15 protein-coding genes are annotated in these 15,125 nt (G+C 73.3%); 8 read left to right on the forward strand and 7 right to left on the reverse strand.

What is annotated here, in order from left to right; all coding sequences use genetic code 11:
• Positions 1 to 27 precede the first annotated feature (27 nt).
• Positions 28 to 753, forward strand: a complete 726-nt coding sequence (gene cofC / locus IM777_RS15115) for a 2-phospho-L-lactate guanylyltransferase (RefSeq protein ID WP_194383931.1) — start codon at positions 28 to 30, stop codon at positions 751 to 753.
• A gap of 255 nt (positions 754 to 1,008) precedes the next feature.
• On the opposite strand, the gene IM777_RS15120 is transcribed toward cofC, so the two are convergent.
• The 7 genes from IM777_RS15120 to hemG all read right to left on the reverse strand — a co-directional run bounded on the left by IM777_RS15120 (position 1,009) and on the right by hemG (position 6,358).
• Entirely contained in the window at positions 1,009 to 1,752 is a 744-nt protein-coding gene (locus IM777_RS15120) for a sulfite exporter TauE/SafE family protein (protein ID WP_194385603.1), read from the reverse strand.
• Positions 1,752 to 2,759, reverse strand: a complete 1,008-nt coding sequence (gene cofD / locus IM777_RS15125; RefSeq protein ID WP_228480847.1) for a 2-phospho-L-lactate transferase — start codon at positions 2,757 to 2,759, stop codon at positions 1,752 to 1,754. Before cofD ends, IM777_RS15120 begins: the two co-directional genes overlap by 1 nt.
• A 2-nt stretch (positions 2,760 to 2,761) precedes the next feature.
• Complete coding sequence (locus IM777_RS15130) at positions 2,762 to 3,556, reverse strand: uroporphyrinogen-III synthase (RefSeq protein ID WP_071045211.1); 795 nt, start codon at positions 3,554 to 3,556, stop codon at positions 2,762 to 2,764.
• Positions 3,557 to 3,734: 178 nt separating this feature from the next.
• Positions 3,735 to 4,007 carry a hypothetical protein gene (locus IM777_RS15135; protein ID WP_071045210.1) on the reverse strand — a complete coding sequence of 91 codons (273 nt, stop codon included), beginning with the start codon at positions 4,005 to 4,007 and terminating at the stop codon, positions 3,735 to 3,737.
• Entirely contained in the window at positions 3,997 to 4,398 is a 402-nt protein-coding gene (locus IM777_RS15140; protein WP_071045209.1) for a phage holin family protein, read from the reverse strand. Before IM777_RS15140 ends, IM777_RS15135 begins: the two co-directional genes overlap by 11 nt.
• A gap of 1 nt (position 4,399) precedes the next feature.
• Complete coding sequence (locus tag IM777_RS15145; protein WP_071045208.1) at positions 4,400 to 4,783, reverse strand: hypothetical protein; 384 nt, start codon at positions 4,781 to 4,783, stop codon at positions 4,400 to 4,402.
• A gap of 102 nt (positions 4,784 to 4,885) precedes the next feature.
• Positions 4,886 to 6,358, reverse strand: coding sequence for a protoporphyrinogen oxidase (hemG, locus tag IM777_RS15150; RefSeq protein ID WP_228480848.1), 1,473 nt, complete (start codon positions 6,356 to 6,358; stop codon positions 4,886 to 4,888).
• A gap of 110 nt (positions 6,359 to 6,468) precedes the next feature.
• Here hemG and IM777_RS15155 point away from each other — a divergent pair, with 110 nt between their 5' ends.
• Genes IM777_RS15155 through IM777_RS15185 form a run of 7 tightly spaced genes read left to right on the forward strand, consistent with a single transcriptional unit; the run spans position 6,469 to position 15,103 of the window.
• On the forward strand, positions 6,469 to 7,239 hold the full coding sequence (locus tag IM777_RS15155) for an FHA domain-containing protein (RefSeq protein WP_194383933.1): 771 nt from the start codon (positions 6,469 to 6,471) through the stop codon (positions 7,237 to 7,239).
• Complete coding sequence (locus IM777_RS15160; RefSeq protein WP_194383934.1) at positions 7,236 to 8,339, forward strand: DUF6177 family protein; 1,104 nt, start codon at positions 7,236 to 7,238, stop codon at positions 8,337 to 8,339. Before IM777_RS15155 ends, IM777_RS15160 begins: the two co-directional genes overlap by 4 nt.
• Positions 8,323 to 8,589 carry a hypothetical protein gene (locus tag IM777_RS15165; protein ID WP_194383935.1) on the forward strand — a complete coding sequence of 89 codons (267 nt, stop codon included), beginning with the start codon at positions 8,323 to 8,325 and terminating at the stop codon, positions 8,587 to 8,589. The genes IM777_RS15160 and IM777_RS15165 overlap by 17 nt, the downstream gene beginning before the upstream one ends.
• Positions 8,586 to 9,941, forward strand: coding sequence for an EsaB/YukD family protein (locus IM777_RS15170; RefSeq protein WP_194383936.1), 1,356 nt, complete (start codon positions 8,586 to 8,588; stop codon positions 9,939 to 9,941). Before IM777_RS15165 ends, IM777_RS15170 begins: the two co-directional genes overlap by 4 nt.
• Positions 9,938 to 10,714, forward strand: a complete 777-nt coding sequence (locus tag IM777_RS15175) for a hypothetical protein (protein ID WP_194383937.1) — start codon at positions 9,938 to 9,940, stop codon at positions 10,712 to 10,714. Before IM777_RS15170 ends, IM777_RS15175 begins: the two co-directional genes overlap by 4 nt.
• Positions 10,711 to 14,733, forward strand: coding sequence for a type VII secretion protein EccCa (eccCa, locus tag IM777_RS15180; RefSeq protein WP_194383938.1), 4,023 nt, complete (start codon positions 10,711 to 10,713; stop codon positions 14,731 to 14,733). Before IM777_RS15175 ends, eccCa begins: the two co-directional genes overlap by 4 nt.
• Positions 14,723 to 15,103, forward strand: coding sequence for a hypothetical protein (locus IM777_RS15185; RefSeq protein ID WP_194383939.1), 381 nt, complete (start codon positions 14,723 to 14,725; stop codon positions 15,101 to 15,103). The genes eccCa and IM777_RS15185 overlap by 11 nt, the downstream gene beginning before the upstream one ends.
• The last annotated feature ends 22 nt before the right edge of the window (positions 15,104 to 15,125 follow it).

Below are 15,125 nucleotides of genomic sequence, written 5' to 3' on the forward strand. Positions count from 1 at the left end.
ACACCCCGTTGGCCCGGATGAGGCGGAATGACCCCCGCACAGCCTGAGTTGGTGCACGGCGTCGGAGATGACCCGGCGGGTGGGGACGAGCCGGCGGGTGGGGGCGACCCGGTGGGAGGGGGCGACCCGGCGGGAGGGGACGAGCCGGCGGTTCAGCGGTGGCAGGTCGTCATTCCGGTGAAGCCCGCGCGACGGGGGAAATCACGACTCGCATCCGGGGCGTCGCGTGAGGGTCTGGCGCGTGCGATCGCGCTGGATACCATCGCCGCGGCGGCCTCGTCCCCGGTGGTCGCGCAGGTGTTCGTCGTGACCGACGACGCGGGGCTGCCGCTGGCCGCGGCCGACATCCCCGGACTTCGGTTCGTCGCCGAGGAGGAGGCTCGCGGCCTCGACGCGGCGATCGCACTCGGCATGGCGGCAGCGGGAACGGACGCACATCGCGCCGCGCTTCTCGGCGACCTTCCGGCGCTCCGGCCCGACGACCTCGCCGCGGCGCTCGAAGCCGCCACCGCTCATCCGCGGGCCGTGGTCGCCGATGCCGAAGGCACCGGCTCGACGCTGGTGACCGCGACGGCAGGGGAGGAATGGACGTCGGCCTTCGGCGACGGATCCTTCGCGCGTCACCTCGAGATGGGGTGCGCGGCGCTCGACATCCCACGCGACTCGACCGTCCGTCGAGACGTGGATACACCGGAGCAGCTGGAAACTGCCGCGACCCTCGGCGTCGGCCCGCGCACCGCCGCGCTGCTGTAGCTGCCGCACACCGCCGGCACGCCGACGCCGGTCCGTCCGCCACGCCGGCCCGGTCCGTCCGTCACGTCTGTCACCCCGCCCCCGCGTGCCGCAACTCAGGCTCAGCGCGCCGCAGGCAGCCTTCCCGGGCTCTTGCACACCTCCACAGCCTGAATTGGGGCACATTGGGGTGACGGAAACGGGCCTGGGGATGGCGGCACATCGGGTGACGGAGACGGGCCTGGGTCGGGGCCGGCAGCCCCGGCCGGAGGCGGGTCAGAACAGGAGGTAGACGGCGCCGACGATGGTGAAGACGATGACCAGACGCTCGAAGAGGCGCTGATCGAGGCGGTTCGCCCACCAGCGCCCGAGAAGAGCGCCGACCACGACGAGCGGAACGAGGATGGCGTCGAGCACCAGGCCCGCAGGTGTGATGATCCCGAGGCCGATGGAGAAGGGCAGCTTGGCGATGTTCACGAGGAAGAAGAACCACGCCGCAGTGCCGAGGAACTCCTTCACGGCGAAACGCGACGCGAGGAAGTACATCGACATCACCGGTCCCGCCGCGTTGGCCACCATCGTCGTGAAGCCGCCGAGCGTGCCGTAACCGGCCGCGGCGACCGGGTGCGGGCCGGCGCCGGCGACGACGGGCGCAAAACGGCGACGCAGCAGAGTGAAGGCGACCACGGCGAGCAGGATCACACCGATCACCCGGCTGACCCACTCGTCGTTCGCCACCGCGAGGAAGACGGCACCCAGCACGAGACCGACCAGCACGGCGGGCGCGAGCCGCACCAGCGCCCTCCAGTTCGCATCACGCCGGTAGGACACGATCGCGAACAGGTCGGCGACGATGAGGAGGACGAGCAGCGTTCCGGTCGATTCCCGAGCCGGCAGAACGGCGGCGAACACCGCCACCGACAGCGTGTTCACCCCGGGGATCGCCGTCTTGGACACCCCGACGACGAACGCCGACAGGCCGAGCAGCAGCCACGCCCACACGGCGAGGTCGGGAACGATCACACGCCGGCCAGGGCGAGCGCGGCGTCGACAATGTCAGCCGACCGCGCGGGGTCGGTCATCCACAGCGGCCGGGCGTGCGCGTCGAGTCCGAGCGCGCGGACGGCGTTGACGGCGGCAGCGTCCTCCTGTGCGACGAGCCAGGAATCCAGCACGCCGTCGCCGCTGCGCGCACCGTACAGTCCGGCGACGCCGACGGCCGAGGTCTCCACGCCGATCGCGGTCAGACACACGTCGGCCATGCCGCGCACGACCCGGCCGCCGATGATCGGCGAGACCCCGACGACCGGTGCGTCGGTGTGGCGCAGGGCCGAACGGATGCCGGGAACGGCCAGGATCGGTCCGATCGACACGACCGGGTTCGACGGGCCGACGAGCACGACGTCGGCGGCGGCGATCGCGTCGGCGACACCGGGCGCCGGCGCAGCCGCTTCGATGCCGGGATTGTCGAAGGCGAGCGGGCGCAGGCTGGCCCGGTGCCGGGTCCACCACTCCTGGAAGTGCATCGGCCGCGGCCCCGTCTCCGGTTCGTCGACGGTCACGATCGTGTCGACCTCGGCGTCGGTCATCGGCAGCAGGCGCGCGCCGAGATCCCACCGGGCCGCCATCAGCTCCAGCACTCGGGTCGGCGTCGCCCCGTCGCGCAGCCATCCCGTCCGCGCGAGGTGGGTGCCGAGGTCCAGGTCGCCCAGGGTGAACCACGGCCACCCGGCGCCCCACGCCTGCAGCTCGGCGTTCACGCGTTCGGAGTCGTCCTGACGACCCCAGCCGCGCTGGGTGTCGTTGACCCCGGCGAGCGCGTACGTGATCGAGTCGACGTCGGGCTGCAGGCGCACACCCGACAGCCACAGGTCGTCACCGGTGTTGACGACCACGGTGAGGTGATCGGCGGATGCGGCGACGCCGCGTCGCCGGAGCGCCTCCCGCGCGCCCAGGACGAACTTGGACCCGCCGACGCCGCCGGCGAGCACTACGATGCGCGGCGTGCCGCCGCCCCGAACCCCCACGCTCAGGGGGCGTATTCGTCAGCCGGTTGCGGAAGGGGGAACCGGGACACGGCAGCGAGAAGGGAATCGACCGACTGCATCTCGGCGATCACGTCGACGAGGAGACCGGCGCGCTTGGCGTCTTTCGCGGTCCGTGGCCCGATGGCCGCGATGATCGTCGTCTCCGGGATCACCGCGAACTGCTCGCGAACCTGGTCGGCAACCGACCCGCTGGTGACAAGGATCGCGTTGATGCGGCCCGTGCGCACGTCTCCGATGACCTTGTCGGAGGCGGGCACACCCACGGTCCGGTAGGCGACGACGCTGCGCACGTGGTGACCGGCCTCCACGAGCATGCGGGTGAGCACCGGCTTGGCGATCTCGCTGCGGAGGGTGAGCACCTGCCGCGGCTCAGGTTCGGCGGCGATCATCTGCTCGGCCATGCCCGCAGCGGAGTTGTCGCGCTCCGGCACGAGGTCGACCTTGTAGCCGACCGCGGTGAGCGCGGCCGCCGTCGTTTCGCCGACCGCGGCGACCTTCGTCGAGGCCGGGATCTTGGCGTGGTAGGCGTAGAGCACGTCGACCGTGGTGGCACTCGTGACCGTCAGCCAGTCGAAGGCGCCGTCGGCGAGGTCGGCGAGCGACTGCTCGAGCGTCGCCTGATCGGTCGAGGGCGCGAAGTTGATGAGCGGCGCGATGACCGGGGTTCCGCCGCTGCGGCGGATCGTCGCGGCGACGCCGTCGCCCCACGGTCCCCCGCGGGGCACGAGCAGCCGCCATCCGGTGAGGGGCTTGGGCTGCGGTGAAGTGTGATTCATTCGGGAGGCTCTCGTCGATGCACGAGTCGGCCGCCCGGGCGTTCGAGCAACCGACGGGCGGAACGAATCCGGGTCTCGGGCTCGCACCGTCGGCAGCAATCGCACCATTGCACTGCCAGTCCTGAGCATACCCCGCTGGATGAAAGCCGGGAACGGTGCTCGGGACCGCCGAGATGAATCAGCGGGTGTAGAGGCGAACGAGGCCCCACACGCCGACGCCGATCGCGGCGGCTCCGGCGACGACGATCGCGACCGCGGCCGCGGGATTGCGCTGGCTGAACGCCCGGGCATCGGTGATCGTGCGATCCGTGGCAACGGCCACCCGACGCGGTACGTTCGCCTTCTCTTCGATCGCGAGCAGAGCGGCTTTCAACTCGGCGCGGGCACTCTCGACGGGATCGGTGATGCCGAGGGGCACGGCCGTGCGGGGCAGCGGAGCGTTAGAGCTCATCGCGGACTTCCTTCACATCCTGGGCGATGGACTGGACGGGGTTCTGGCGCTTCACGAGCCGGCGGAACCGCATCACGCCCAACAGGGCGAGCACGACCGCGATCAGCACCATCGCGAAGAACACCACGAGTGCGGACAGCCACACCGGCCACCACGACGACAGGCCGGCGATGGCCCAGGCACCCAGGGCCGGAACCGACCAGAACAGCACGAAGAGCGCGGCGACCATCCACAGCGCCCCCCAGCCGCCGTCCTTCGCCGTGCGGGCGAGCCACGCCTTGGCGGCGTCGACCTCGGCGATGACGAGCGCCCGGACGAGTTCCGGGATCTCGCCGAGGAGGGTCAGCAGACTGTCGTCCGCGCGGTCGCGGAAACCACGGGGCGTCGACATCTCAGGCCCCGCCGCGAGGTTCGACCGTGACCTCGCCGTCGTCGACGGCGTCCTTCACGGCCTCCGCCGACTCCTTCGCGGCCTTCTGGAGGTCTCCCTCGGCCTTCTCGCCGGTCTTCAGCGCTGCGTCGAGACGCTGCCCGGGGGTGCCCTTGGTGGTGGCGGCCTTGGTGACCTTCACCGCGGTGTCCCACACGGTGCTGGGCAGTGCCGCGGCGCTCGACTTGGCGAAGTCCTTCACCTTGTCGACCTGGCTCTGCACCGGCGCGGCGCTCCACAGCTTGTCGGCCTGGGTCTTGATCTGCTCGTACCGCTCACGGCCGGCGCGTGTGCCGAGGACGTAGCCCGCGGCCAGTCCGATGACGAGTCCTACCTTGCCCCTCATGGGGTCTCCTCACGATCGGTGGAGATGCTGGTCAACTCCAGGGTAGCGATGTATGCCCGCGTCGGCATCCTGGGTTGACATCGGCGGGTGAGACGGATTCCGTTACGCCGTGGCGTCACCCTCGACGGTTTCGGTGGCGTTCCCGAAGAGGGCTGCGCGGCGGATGCGATCGGTCTCGCGCCGAGCATCGGGCACCACCTGCGCGAGCCCGGCTCCGGCGAGCCACGCCCCGACGACAGCGAGACCGGGCGTCGCGGTGACGGTGCGTCGCATCTCGGCGACCTCGGCGGCACGACCGAGCGCGGCGCCGGGCTGGGACTGGGTGTAGCGCTCGCGGACGGCCCCGAGGAGAGCACGGGGCTCCAGCTCGACGCCGAGCATCGCCGAGGCCTCGGCCAGCGCGAGAGCGGCGGCGGCCGTGTCGTCGAGCCCCTCCGTCGCCGGAGGCTCGCCCTGCGCGCCGAAGGAGACGCGCACGACGTGTCGCCCGTCGGCGGCGTCGGCCACCCACGACCACTTGGCCGTGGAGTGCGTGAGCGCCTTGGCGCGGAACGCGCCCGGCACGGTCAGCACACCGGTGCCGCGCGGTGCAGCATGAAGCGCCGGCGCGTCGAGGACCATCGTGACCACCTCGACGACCGGCGCGGGGCCGAGTTCGCGCGCGAGTCCGGGCACGGTAGCGGCAAGCAGCCGCCGAGCGGTGTCCTCGGGCGCGGCCATGATCAGCAGGTCGGCCTCGACGTCTGCCTCATCGCGCGCCACAGCGACGCGCCACGTTCCGCCTTCGCGTGCGACCGCGGTGACCTGCGCGCTCGTAGTGACGGTCGCATCCAGCTCTTGCAGTCGCGCGACGAGCGCGTCGACGAGCGTCGACATGCCGCCCGCGAGGCCTTCGACCGCACTTCCGGGCCGGCTCCCCGACCCGCTCCGCATCTGGGCCACGGCCCCCGTGAGAGACCCGGTGCGGGTGAGGGCGTTGTTGAGGCCCGGTGCCGCCACGTCGGCGTCGATGTCGTCGGGGCGCGCGGAGTACACGCCCGTGGTGACGGGCGAGACGAGCCGATCGAGCACCTTGGCCCCCAGGCGCGTGCGCACGAGGCGCCCGAGGCTGTGCTCGTGGCCGATCGTCAGGGGCGGGCGCAGCCGGTCGAGGTAGGCGCGCCAGGCGCCGGTCCAGCCGATGATGCGGCGCACGTCGGGCGCCCACGGGTTGGCCGGGATGCCGAGCACACCGCCTTTCGGCAGGGGAGCAGCACCGACGCCGGGGATCCCGACGAGCCACGCGCCGGCGGCGTCGGGTGTCGTGATCCGGTCTGCGAGGCCGAGCTCATCGATGAGGGCGTGCACCGTCCCACCGCGAGTGGCGTAGCTCTCGGCACCGGTGTCGAGCCGGATGCCGGCGACCTCGGCGGTGCGGATCGCTCCCCCCGGCCGGTCGGCCCCGTCGAGGACCGTCACCCGCATCCCGACCTTCGCGCACTCGAGGGCGGCCACGAGGCCCGCGATACCGCCGCCGACCACCACGACGCGCGTGTCATGGGCGTGGGAAACCAGCTCGTCGAACTCCTGGGTCACTCCCCCATCCTCCCCCGCCCGGATCCGGTTCGCATGTCGACCTGTGGACAAGCCCCGCTTCGGATGCGCCACGCTCCTAGGATGGGAGGGTTTCACGCCGGAGGGGGCGGATGGATCTGCAGGAACTCCCCGCACGGGATCGCGCGACGGACCTCTTCGTCGGCACGGTCCCGGCGCGGTCATCGCAGCGGGCGCTGAGCACGACCGTCGACGCGAGCACCGTCGTCGCCCCGGCGATCGTCGGCGTGGTGCTCGCCGTGATCGGCGCGCCCGGCGCTGCGGCCGCAGCCGTGCTCCTGGCCGCAGCGGCGCTGGTCGTGTGGGTGGCGCTCCTCGCGCGGCGGGGATCGAGCCTCGGCCACGCGGTGGCATCCACCCGCTCGGTGGATGTGCGGACGGCCGCCCCGGCCGGGCGCGACCTGATCGGCGCCGCGGTCGGGCGTCGCCTGCGCACGACGGATCTCTCCCGCGGCCGCGACCCGCTGTCGCCGCTGTTCGCCCCGTATGCCTTTCCCGAGGTGAACGACCGCGCACGCCGCCCCAGCCGCTTCGTGCGACCGGCCACCGTGCGCCTGGACTCTGGCCAGACGCTGTCCCTCGCGGACTCGCTGATCATCGGACGCGATCCGGAGGCGCCCGCCGACGCGCCCGCGGCCACCTACGAATGGCCCGACCTCTCTCGCACGCTGTCGAAGTCGCACGTGCGGCTGGAGTGGGACGGCGAGCAGGTGTGGGCGGTCGACCTCGGCTCGCTCAACGGAACCGCGGTTCGGCGGGGCGAGCTCAGCGTGCCGCTCGTGCCGTTCCACCGCACGCCGCTACCACCCGATGCACGCCTGGAGCTCGGCGACCGCGACCTGACCGTCGGTCTGCCGACGTGACGGGCGATGCGACGGGCGAGCGGGCGGCGCATCCCCTCGTCGACGCCGTCTCGCCGGGGTGCATCACGTGGGAGCACCGCGGCGATGTGCTCGCGCTCGGGACCGGCCTCAGCGACGTGCTCCACCGGGCGACGCTCGAAGGGGTGCGCACGCTCGTCGTGACGCCGGCCCACACCCGCCTGACCCCGGCGGCGGCATCGGCGCTCGAGGCGACGGGCGGAGCCTGGGTGGTGCGCACCGAGGAAGCCTTCTTCGACGCCCGCACGGGTCGTCCGCTCGCGACCCCCCGCGACGTCTTCACGGGCTCCGCCCCCGGTCCGGCTCACGAGCGCTTCCTCGCGAGTGCGGTGCGATCGCACCTGCAGCTCGTGTTCACCGGCGCGACGCGGCACCGGGTGAGTCGTCCCGTGCGTCTCGGCGGCGCCGTGGAGGGCATCGCCGGCGCGCTCGGAATCGACCTCGCGACGTGGGGCGCGACCGAACCGCTCGCAGCCCGATGGAGCCGCGACGACATGACCGAGCGCACACGGCGTCGCATGCCCGACGAGTCGCTGTGGGCGCTGGCGGGCCGGCGCGCCGACGAGACGGCACTGCTGGCGACGCTCCGCATCGCGCGCACCCGAGAGGGTCTCGAGGAGACCACGCGGGCGTGGGTGGATGCAGGCTCCGCCGGCGCGCGCAGCGCCGGTTCGCTCGCCGACGACGCGACCGCCGCGCTGCGGGCGACCGCCGGTCACGGCATGCCCCTGATCGCCCTGGCGATGGCGGCGATCGGGGCACCCGACCTCGCGCGCCGCGCCAGCGCCCCCGCGACGCCGCAGCCGCTCGCTCTGCTGCTGGGGCCGCCCGCCGTCGCCGCTCTCCGACTGCCCGACGCAGTCGTGCGCGATGCCGGCGGCGAACGCGTCGGGAGCCCGCGCCTGCCCGGGCTGCTGTTTCGCCTCGGCGACACGCGAGGCGGCGGCTGGGACACCCTGGCCCGCGTGCTCGGCGGCGCGGAGCCCGACGCGCTGACCCGGCTGCTTCAGCTCGATCCCGCGATCGCGCAGGCGCTGCGCGAAGCCGACCCCGAAGGAGGAGACGATGCCCGATCAGCGTGACGTCGTGCTCATCGAGCAGGCGAAGATCCAGCGGATGCGGCTGGGGTCGGCCCTGCTCCACGGCGCGCTCGACGAACGGCGCACCGTCAACGACAACGTGCGCCGCTTCATCGCGTCGATCGTCGTCACGGCGATCGCGTGCGCCGCGTGCGTGGGGGTGTCCTACGTGTCGCAGCTGCTCAGCGCCGATGCCGCGTCGATCGTCGATTCCGACATCACCTCGACCACCGCAGAAGGAGAGATCCGATGACCGGGTTCACGCGCATCACGGTCGCCGGGCGCACCCGCCGTGCGGATCTCGTCGTGCCGCGGGCGGAGCCGCTCGGGGTCGTGCTGCCGACCATCCTCGATCTGCTCGGTGAGCCGACCGGCACCGTTACCCACCCGGCCGTGCTCGTGCGCCCCGACGGCGAGCAGCTCGACCTCGCGCGCACGAGCGAGGAGCTCGACCTGCTCGACGGCACGTCGCTGACCCTCGTGCGGCTCGACGCCGCGCCGCCTCCTCCGGCCGTCATCGATCTCACCGACGCCGCCACCGACGCGCACGCGCGGCGCTCGGACCGGTGGGACGAGCGCTCGCGCCTCGCACTCGCCGGCGTCGCCGCCGCGATCGCGACCGCGACCGCCGGTCTCGTCGCGCCGTTCGCCTCACCGACGGTCGCGCTGGTCGTGCTCGCCGGCGGCACGGTCGTGGTCACCGCCGCCGCCCTGGTGCTCGGACTGCTGCGGATGCGGTCCGCCGCCGTGCTCGTCGCGGCGGCGGCTGCCGGATGCGCCCTCCCCGCGGGCGTCGTCGCCGGCGTCGTCGCGGCGCAGGTCTCGGGTGACGTCGATCCGGTCGCATCCGCGGTCGCGGGAGCGGGGGTGGGCCTCGCCCTGCTCGGCACCGTGCTCGCCGTGGCGATCGGCGGCGGTCTGCGGCGGGTGGGCGCGGGCGCCGCCGGCGTGATGGCGATCCTTCTCTCGCTTCTGGTGCTCGCCCTGCTCGTGGCGGGTGTCGGCACCTCCGCAGCGGTCGGGGTGGTCGGGGTCGTCGCGGTCTTCGCCACCGGCGTGCTCCCGTGGGTCGCCCTGGGCAGCGCGGGCCTCACGGGCCTCGATCAGCGCGTCGCCGAGGGCGAGCGCCTCGACCGCGCGACGGCGCGAGACCGCATCGACGACGCATACAGCGTGCTCACGTGGAGCACGGCCATAACGAGCGCGTTCGCGACGATCGCGACCGTGGCCCTCGTCCTGGGCGCGCCGGTGTGGAGTCCGCTGCTCGCCCTCGCGATCGCGCTCGCCGGTGCGCTCCGCTCGCGGGCGTTCCCGCTGCGGATCTCATCAGCGGTGCTCTGGTCGCCGCTCGTGCTGGGCGGCGCGACGGCGGTGCTCGCCCTGCTCGGCGGTCCCGTCGGCGCGTGGGGAGTGGCCGTGTGCCTGCTCGCCGCCGCCGGGATCGCCGTCCTCGCCCTGGTCTCCCCGCGGGAGAACACCCGCGCTCGGCTCCGCGGACTCGGCAACGCCCTCGAGATGCTCGCCGTGGTCGCCCTCCTCCCGCTGCTGTTCGGGGTGTTCGGCGTCTACGCGGAGCTGCTCGGCATGTTCGGGGGCGGATCGTGACGCGCCTGTCGCCGCTGCCGGCCGCGCTGTTCGGCGGTGCCGCACGATGGCGCCCCCTGCTGCCGCAGTGGCAGCGCGAGATCTCCACGCCGCTGTCGACGGCCCGACGGATCGGCGTCATCTCGCTCGGAGCGGGGGCCGGCGCGACCACCCTCACCCGTCACCTGGTGCGGATCGTCGCCGCGGCGCGCGGCGATCGCGTGCTCGCCGTCGACGCCGCAGAGGACGGCGCACTGGCCGCGCACTGGCGGCTCCACCCCGACCGCGCACGCACGGCACCGCCCCGCACGAGCGCCGAGGCGACCGCGCACCTCGCCCGCGTGCTCGAGGGTGCGCGCGGCCTCGCCCCCGCGGCCGCTGCCACCGACCCGGTCGGTGCGTGGCTCGACGAAGCCGCTCCGATCTCGCGCTTCTTCGACGTCGTCGTCACGGACTTCGGCCGGCGGCATCCCGCCACCGACCTGGCACCCTGCGCGGCGCTCGGCGACACCGTCCTGCTGGTCGCCGACGCCGACCGCGCGTCGGCGGAGGCCGCCGTGTCGCTCGCCCCGGGGCTGTCGGCCCTGCCGGAGAGCCCGCGGGTCGTCGTCGCGCTCGTCGACCGCGGCGGCACCGGCACAGCGGGACGCATCGTGGCCGCCCGGAAGGAGACGTCGGTGAGCGTCATCCCGCACGACGGCGATCTCACCCGCGACGCCGCACCGCGGCGTTTCGCCACCCGCGTCGCCCTGCTCGGTCTCGGCGCCGACCTGATGGCCGGAGACCGCTCGTGACGACCCGCATCGTGCACCGTCCGGCCCGCATCACCGAGCCGGTCGAGGCCCCCGATGAGCTGGTGCTGGCCCCACCGCCGCCGATGTCCGAAGCGGCGGGCGGGTTCCCGATCCAGTCGCTTCTTCCCATCGTGGGCAGCCTGTCGTCGATCACCATGATCGTGCTGCTGCGCAACAACCCGATCATGGTGGTCGTGGGCGCGGTCATCCTCGTGGTCGCCCTCGTCGGCGGCGTCACGATGGCCTTCACCGCGCGGGGCAACGCCGCTCGGCAGCGGCGGGTGCAGCGAGAGCGGTACCTGGACTACCTCGAGACCACGCGTGCCCGGCTGGCCGAGCGTGCCGCCGAGCACCGCACGGCGATGTGGCGGCAGCATCCGGATCCTCAGGCGCTCATCGAGCTGACCGGGAACGCCGCGCGGCGGTGGGAACGTCGCCCGGGAGACGCCGACTTCCTGCGCGTGCGGGTGGGGCTGGCCGACGTGCGGGCGCTTCCGGTGCGGCTGCCCGACGAGCAGAACCCGGTGCAGCCGTTCGACCCGATCATGAAGGGCGCGGCCGACAGGCTCGTGCGCCTGTCGGGGATCGTTCCGTCCCTGCCGTCGGTGATCGATCTGGAGCGCGGCGGCCAGGTCTCGCTCGTCGGGGATCGCGACCTGACCGTCTCGGCCGCGCGCGCCCTCGTCGCGCAGATCGCCGCGCTGCACTCCCCCGACGACGTGCAGCTGGCCCTCGTCGTGCCGGCCGAGCGTCGCGGCCAGTGGCGCGGACTCGATCTGCTGCCGCACGTGCAGGCGGCTGCCGCCGATTCCGCGACCGGCAGCGTGCGTCGCATCGCGCCGAGCCTGCCCGACCTGTTCCAGATCATCGGCGGCGAACTGCGCGACCGCCTCGCGACCGCATCCGCCGCCCGACGTGCCGGGCGCCGCCGCAAGCCGGCGCGACTCATCGTGTTCGTGGATGCCGACACCGACGCCGCGCCGACCCTTCCCCGGCTCGACGCGACCCTGGACTACACCGACATCGGCGTGACCGTCGTGCATCTCGTCGACGATCGCCTGAAGGAGCCGGCCACCGTCTCGATCCGGCTCACCGCACACGCCGACGACGCCACGATCGAGTCGCCCGGCGCAGGCACCGAAACGATCGGCGGCGTGACGGTGGATGCGGTCGGCACGGCCCTGCTGGAGGCGGTGGCCCGCCCGCTCGCCCCGCTGCGGCTGACCCGTACGAGCGCGGTCGACGCGCAGTCGGGCGACGTGCCCGACGTCACCGAGCTGCTCGGCGTCGGCGACGTCGAGCAGCTCGAGCCGACCACCGCCTGGACGCCGAGGTCGGCGGCTGACTTCCTGCGCGTGCCGATCGGGGTCGACGACCGCGGCGTGCCGGTGATGCTCGACCTCAAGGAGTCCGCGCAGCTGGGCATGGGCCCACACGGCATCTGCATCGGCGCGACCGGGTCGGGCAAGAGCGAACTGCTGCGCACCCTCGTCCTCGGACTCGCTCTCAGCCACTCCCCCGACGACCTGTCGATGATCCTCGTGGACTACAAGGGCGGTGCCGCGTTCGCCCCGTTCGCCCGGCTCCCGCACGTGGCCGGCATCATCGACAACCTCGCCGACGACCCGCAGCTGACCGAACGCGCTCGCGCGAGCATCAACGGCGAAGTCGTGCGTCGCCAGCGCCTGCTCAAAGAGGCCGACAACGCCGCATCCATCGGGCACTACCGGCAGCTGCGTGAGGCTCGCCCCGACCTGCCGCCGTTGCCGCACCTGTTCCTGGTCATCGACGAGTTCGGCGAGCTCCTGACCGCCGAGCCCGACTTCGTCGAGCTCCTGCTGACGATCGGACGCATCGGCCGCTCGATCGGCGTGCACCTGCTGCTGTCGAGTCAGCGCATCGAGGGGGGCCGGCTGCGGGGCCTCGACACCTACCTGTCGTACCGAATCGGCCTGCGTACGTTCTCGGAGTCGGAGAGCGCGGTCGTGCTCGACACCCCCGACGCGTTCCATCTGCCGGCCATCCCCGGTTACGGCTACCTCAAGGTCGATACCTCGGTCTACACGCGGTTCCGCGCCGGCTTCGTCTCGGGTCCCGTTCCGGAGCTGGTCGCCTCCGACGGTCCGGAGGTGGTGGATGCTCCGCGTGCCCGCGAGCTCCCCGCATACGACGTCGTCTCGTCCGGCGCCGAAGAGTCCGAGATCGAACTGCCGACCGAGCCGGATCGCCCCGCCACGGGCCGCACCCTCGTGCAGGTCGCCGCATCGCGGCTCGCGCAGGGCGTCGAGCGCACGCGTCCGGTGTGGCTGTCGCCGCTCCCGCCCCGGGTCACGCTCGGCAGCGTGCTCTCCCGCGCCGACGAGCATCGCACCCTGCGGGCGCCGATCGGCGTGATCGACGAGCCCGCGCGACAGCGCCAGGAGCCCTGGCACCTCGATCTCTCGCGCAGCGGCGGGCACGTCGCGGTCACCGGCGCTCCGCAGTCGGGTCGATCGACGTTCCTGCGCACGCTGGCGGCATCCCTCGCGCTCACCCACACGCCCCGCGAGGTGAGCATCTACGGCATGGACCTCACCGGCGGGGGGCTGTCACGGCTGGAGCACTTCCCGCACGTCGGCGGCATCGCCACGCGCGGCCACCGCGAACGCCTCCAGCGGCTCGTCGAGGAGCTCACAGCGATGGTCGCAGTGCGCGAACACGTCTTCCGCGATCACGGCCTCGATTCGCTGGCGGAGATGCGCGCCGCCCATGCCGCCGGGCGCCTGCCGCAGCTCCCCTCGGCCGATGTCGTGCTGCTGATCGACGGGTTCGGCGCGCTGAGAGGCGACTTCGAAGACCTCGACGGCGCCGTCTCGCAGCTGCTGGAGCGCGGCGGAAGCTTCGGCATCCACGTGGTCGTCGCCCTGACCCGATTCAACGAGCTGCGGATGAACGCGCAGAGCCTCGTGGGCACGCGTCTCGAGCTGCGGCTGAACGACCCGGCCGACTCGCAGATCGCGCGCAAGCTCTCCGCGACCCTCCGCGCCGACGAACCCGGTCGCATCCTCACCGACGACAAGCTGCTCGCCCAGGTGGCGCTGCCACTGCTCGACGACGTCGACGCCGCCGACGTCGGCGAGGCGCTGGAGGCGCTCGCTCGTCGCAGCGCGGCCGAGTGGGGCGGGCCCGGGGCCGCGCCCATCCGCCTGCTGCCCGACGATCTCGCCCCCGCCGAGCTGCCCGACGCCTTCGCCGAACCCGACGCGATCCCGGTCGGGCTGCGGCAGGACACGATGGAGCCGGAGCTGCTGGAGCTGGGCGCGACCGATCCGCATCTGCTCGTGCTCGGCGACAGTCGCTGCGGCAAGACGACGGTGCTGCGCGGGATCGTGCACGGGGCGATCGACCGTCACTCGCCGGAGGAGATCGTCGTCGCCCTCATGGACACCCGCGGGGAACTCGTCGACGATGTGCCCGACGCCTACCTCGGCGGGCATGCCAAGACGGGGCGCATGGCCCGGCAGCTGGCGGAGTCGATCGCGCAGGAGCTGGAGAAGCGTCAGGTCGAGGGGCCGGGCACCGGACCGCGCATCCTCGTGGTCGCCGACGACTTCGACGTGCTGGCCGCCGGCGGCGTCGAGCCGCTGCGGCCGTTGCTGCCGTATCTGGCGTCGGCGCGCGACCTGCGCCTGAACGTCGTCGTCAGCCGCCCGGTCGCGGGCGCGTCGCGGGCGATGTTCGACCTCGCCCTGCAGGGCATCCGCGACACCGGCGGCACGACACTCGTCATGTCGGGCGATCGGGCCGAGGGGCAGCTGCTGCCCAAGCTCTACGCCGAGCCGATGATCGCCGGCCGTGGGCGCATCGCGCGCCGCGGCCGCCACGCCGCCCTCGTGCAGGTGGCGCACTTCGCGCCGACACCGGCGGATGCCGCTCCCGCGCCGACGCCGACCCAGAAGCCGTCTCCCACCGAGACACCGCCACCCACCGATGCGCCGCCGCTGCGCCGCCGCCGACGGGAGCAGCCGGATGCCTCGTAGCTCGACACTCGTCTCTCCGGAGCCGGTCGGGGCGGACGCCGTCGCTCGCGCCGTCGCCATCGTGCGCGACCGCCTCGGCGCCACCGGGGAATCGCCGGACTTCGTGCTGCAGCCGCTCGATGCCGGTGCGGCGCTGACGGTCTCCGCCGACGGCGACCTCGTCCTCACCGTGCTGCGCCCCCGACCGCTCGCCGGCCTCGCCGAGGCGCGACGCCTGCGGCCAGGGTGGAAGCTCGACGCGCTGCCGACGCCGGCGTTCTGGACCGACGCCTACACCCCGTGGACGCCGGGCGGCCTCATCGGCATCGCCGTGCTCGACACCCTCGCCGAATCGCTCGGCGCGCGCATCGACCACGATCCCCTGCTCTGAGGCTGGGACAACAGACGGGCGC

Origin of the sequence: Microbacterium luteum (assembly GCF_015277875.1) — a bacterium.
Classification (GTDB): domain Bacteria; phylum Actinomycetota; class Actinomycetes; order Actinomycetales; family Microbacteriaceae; genus Microbacterium; species Microbacterium luteum.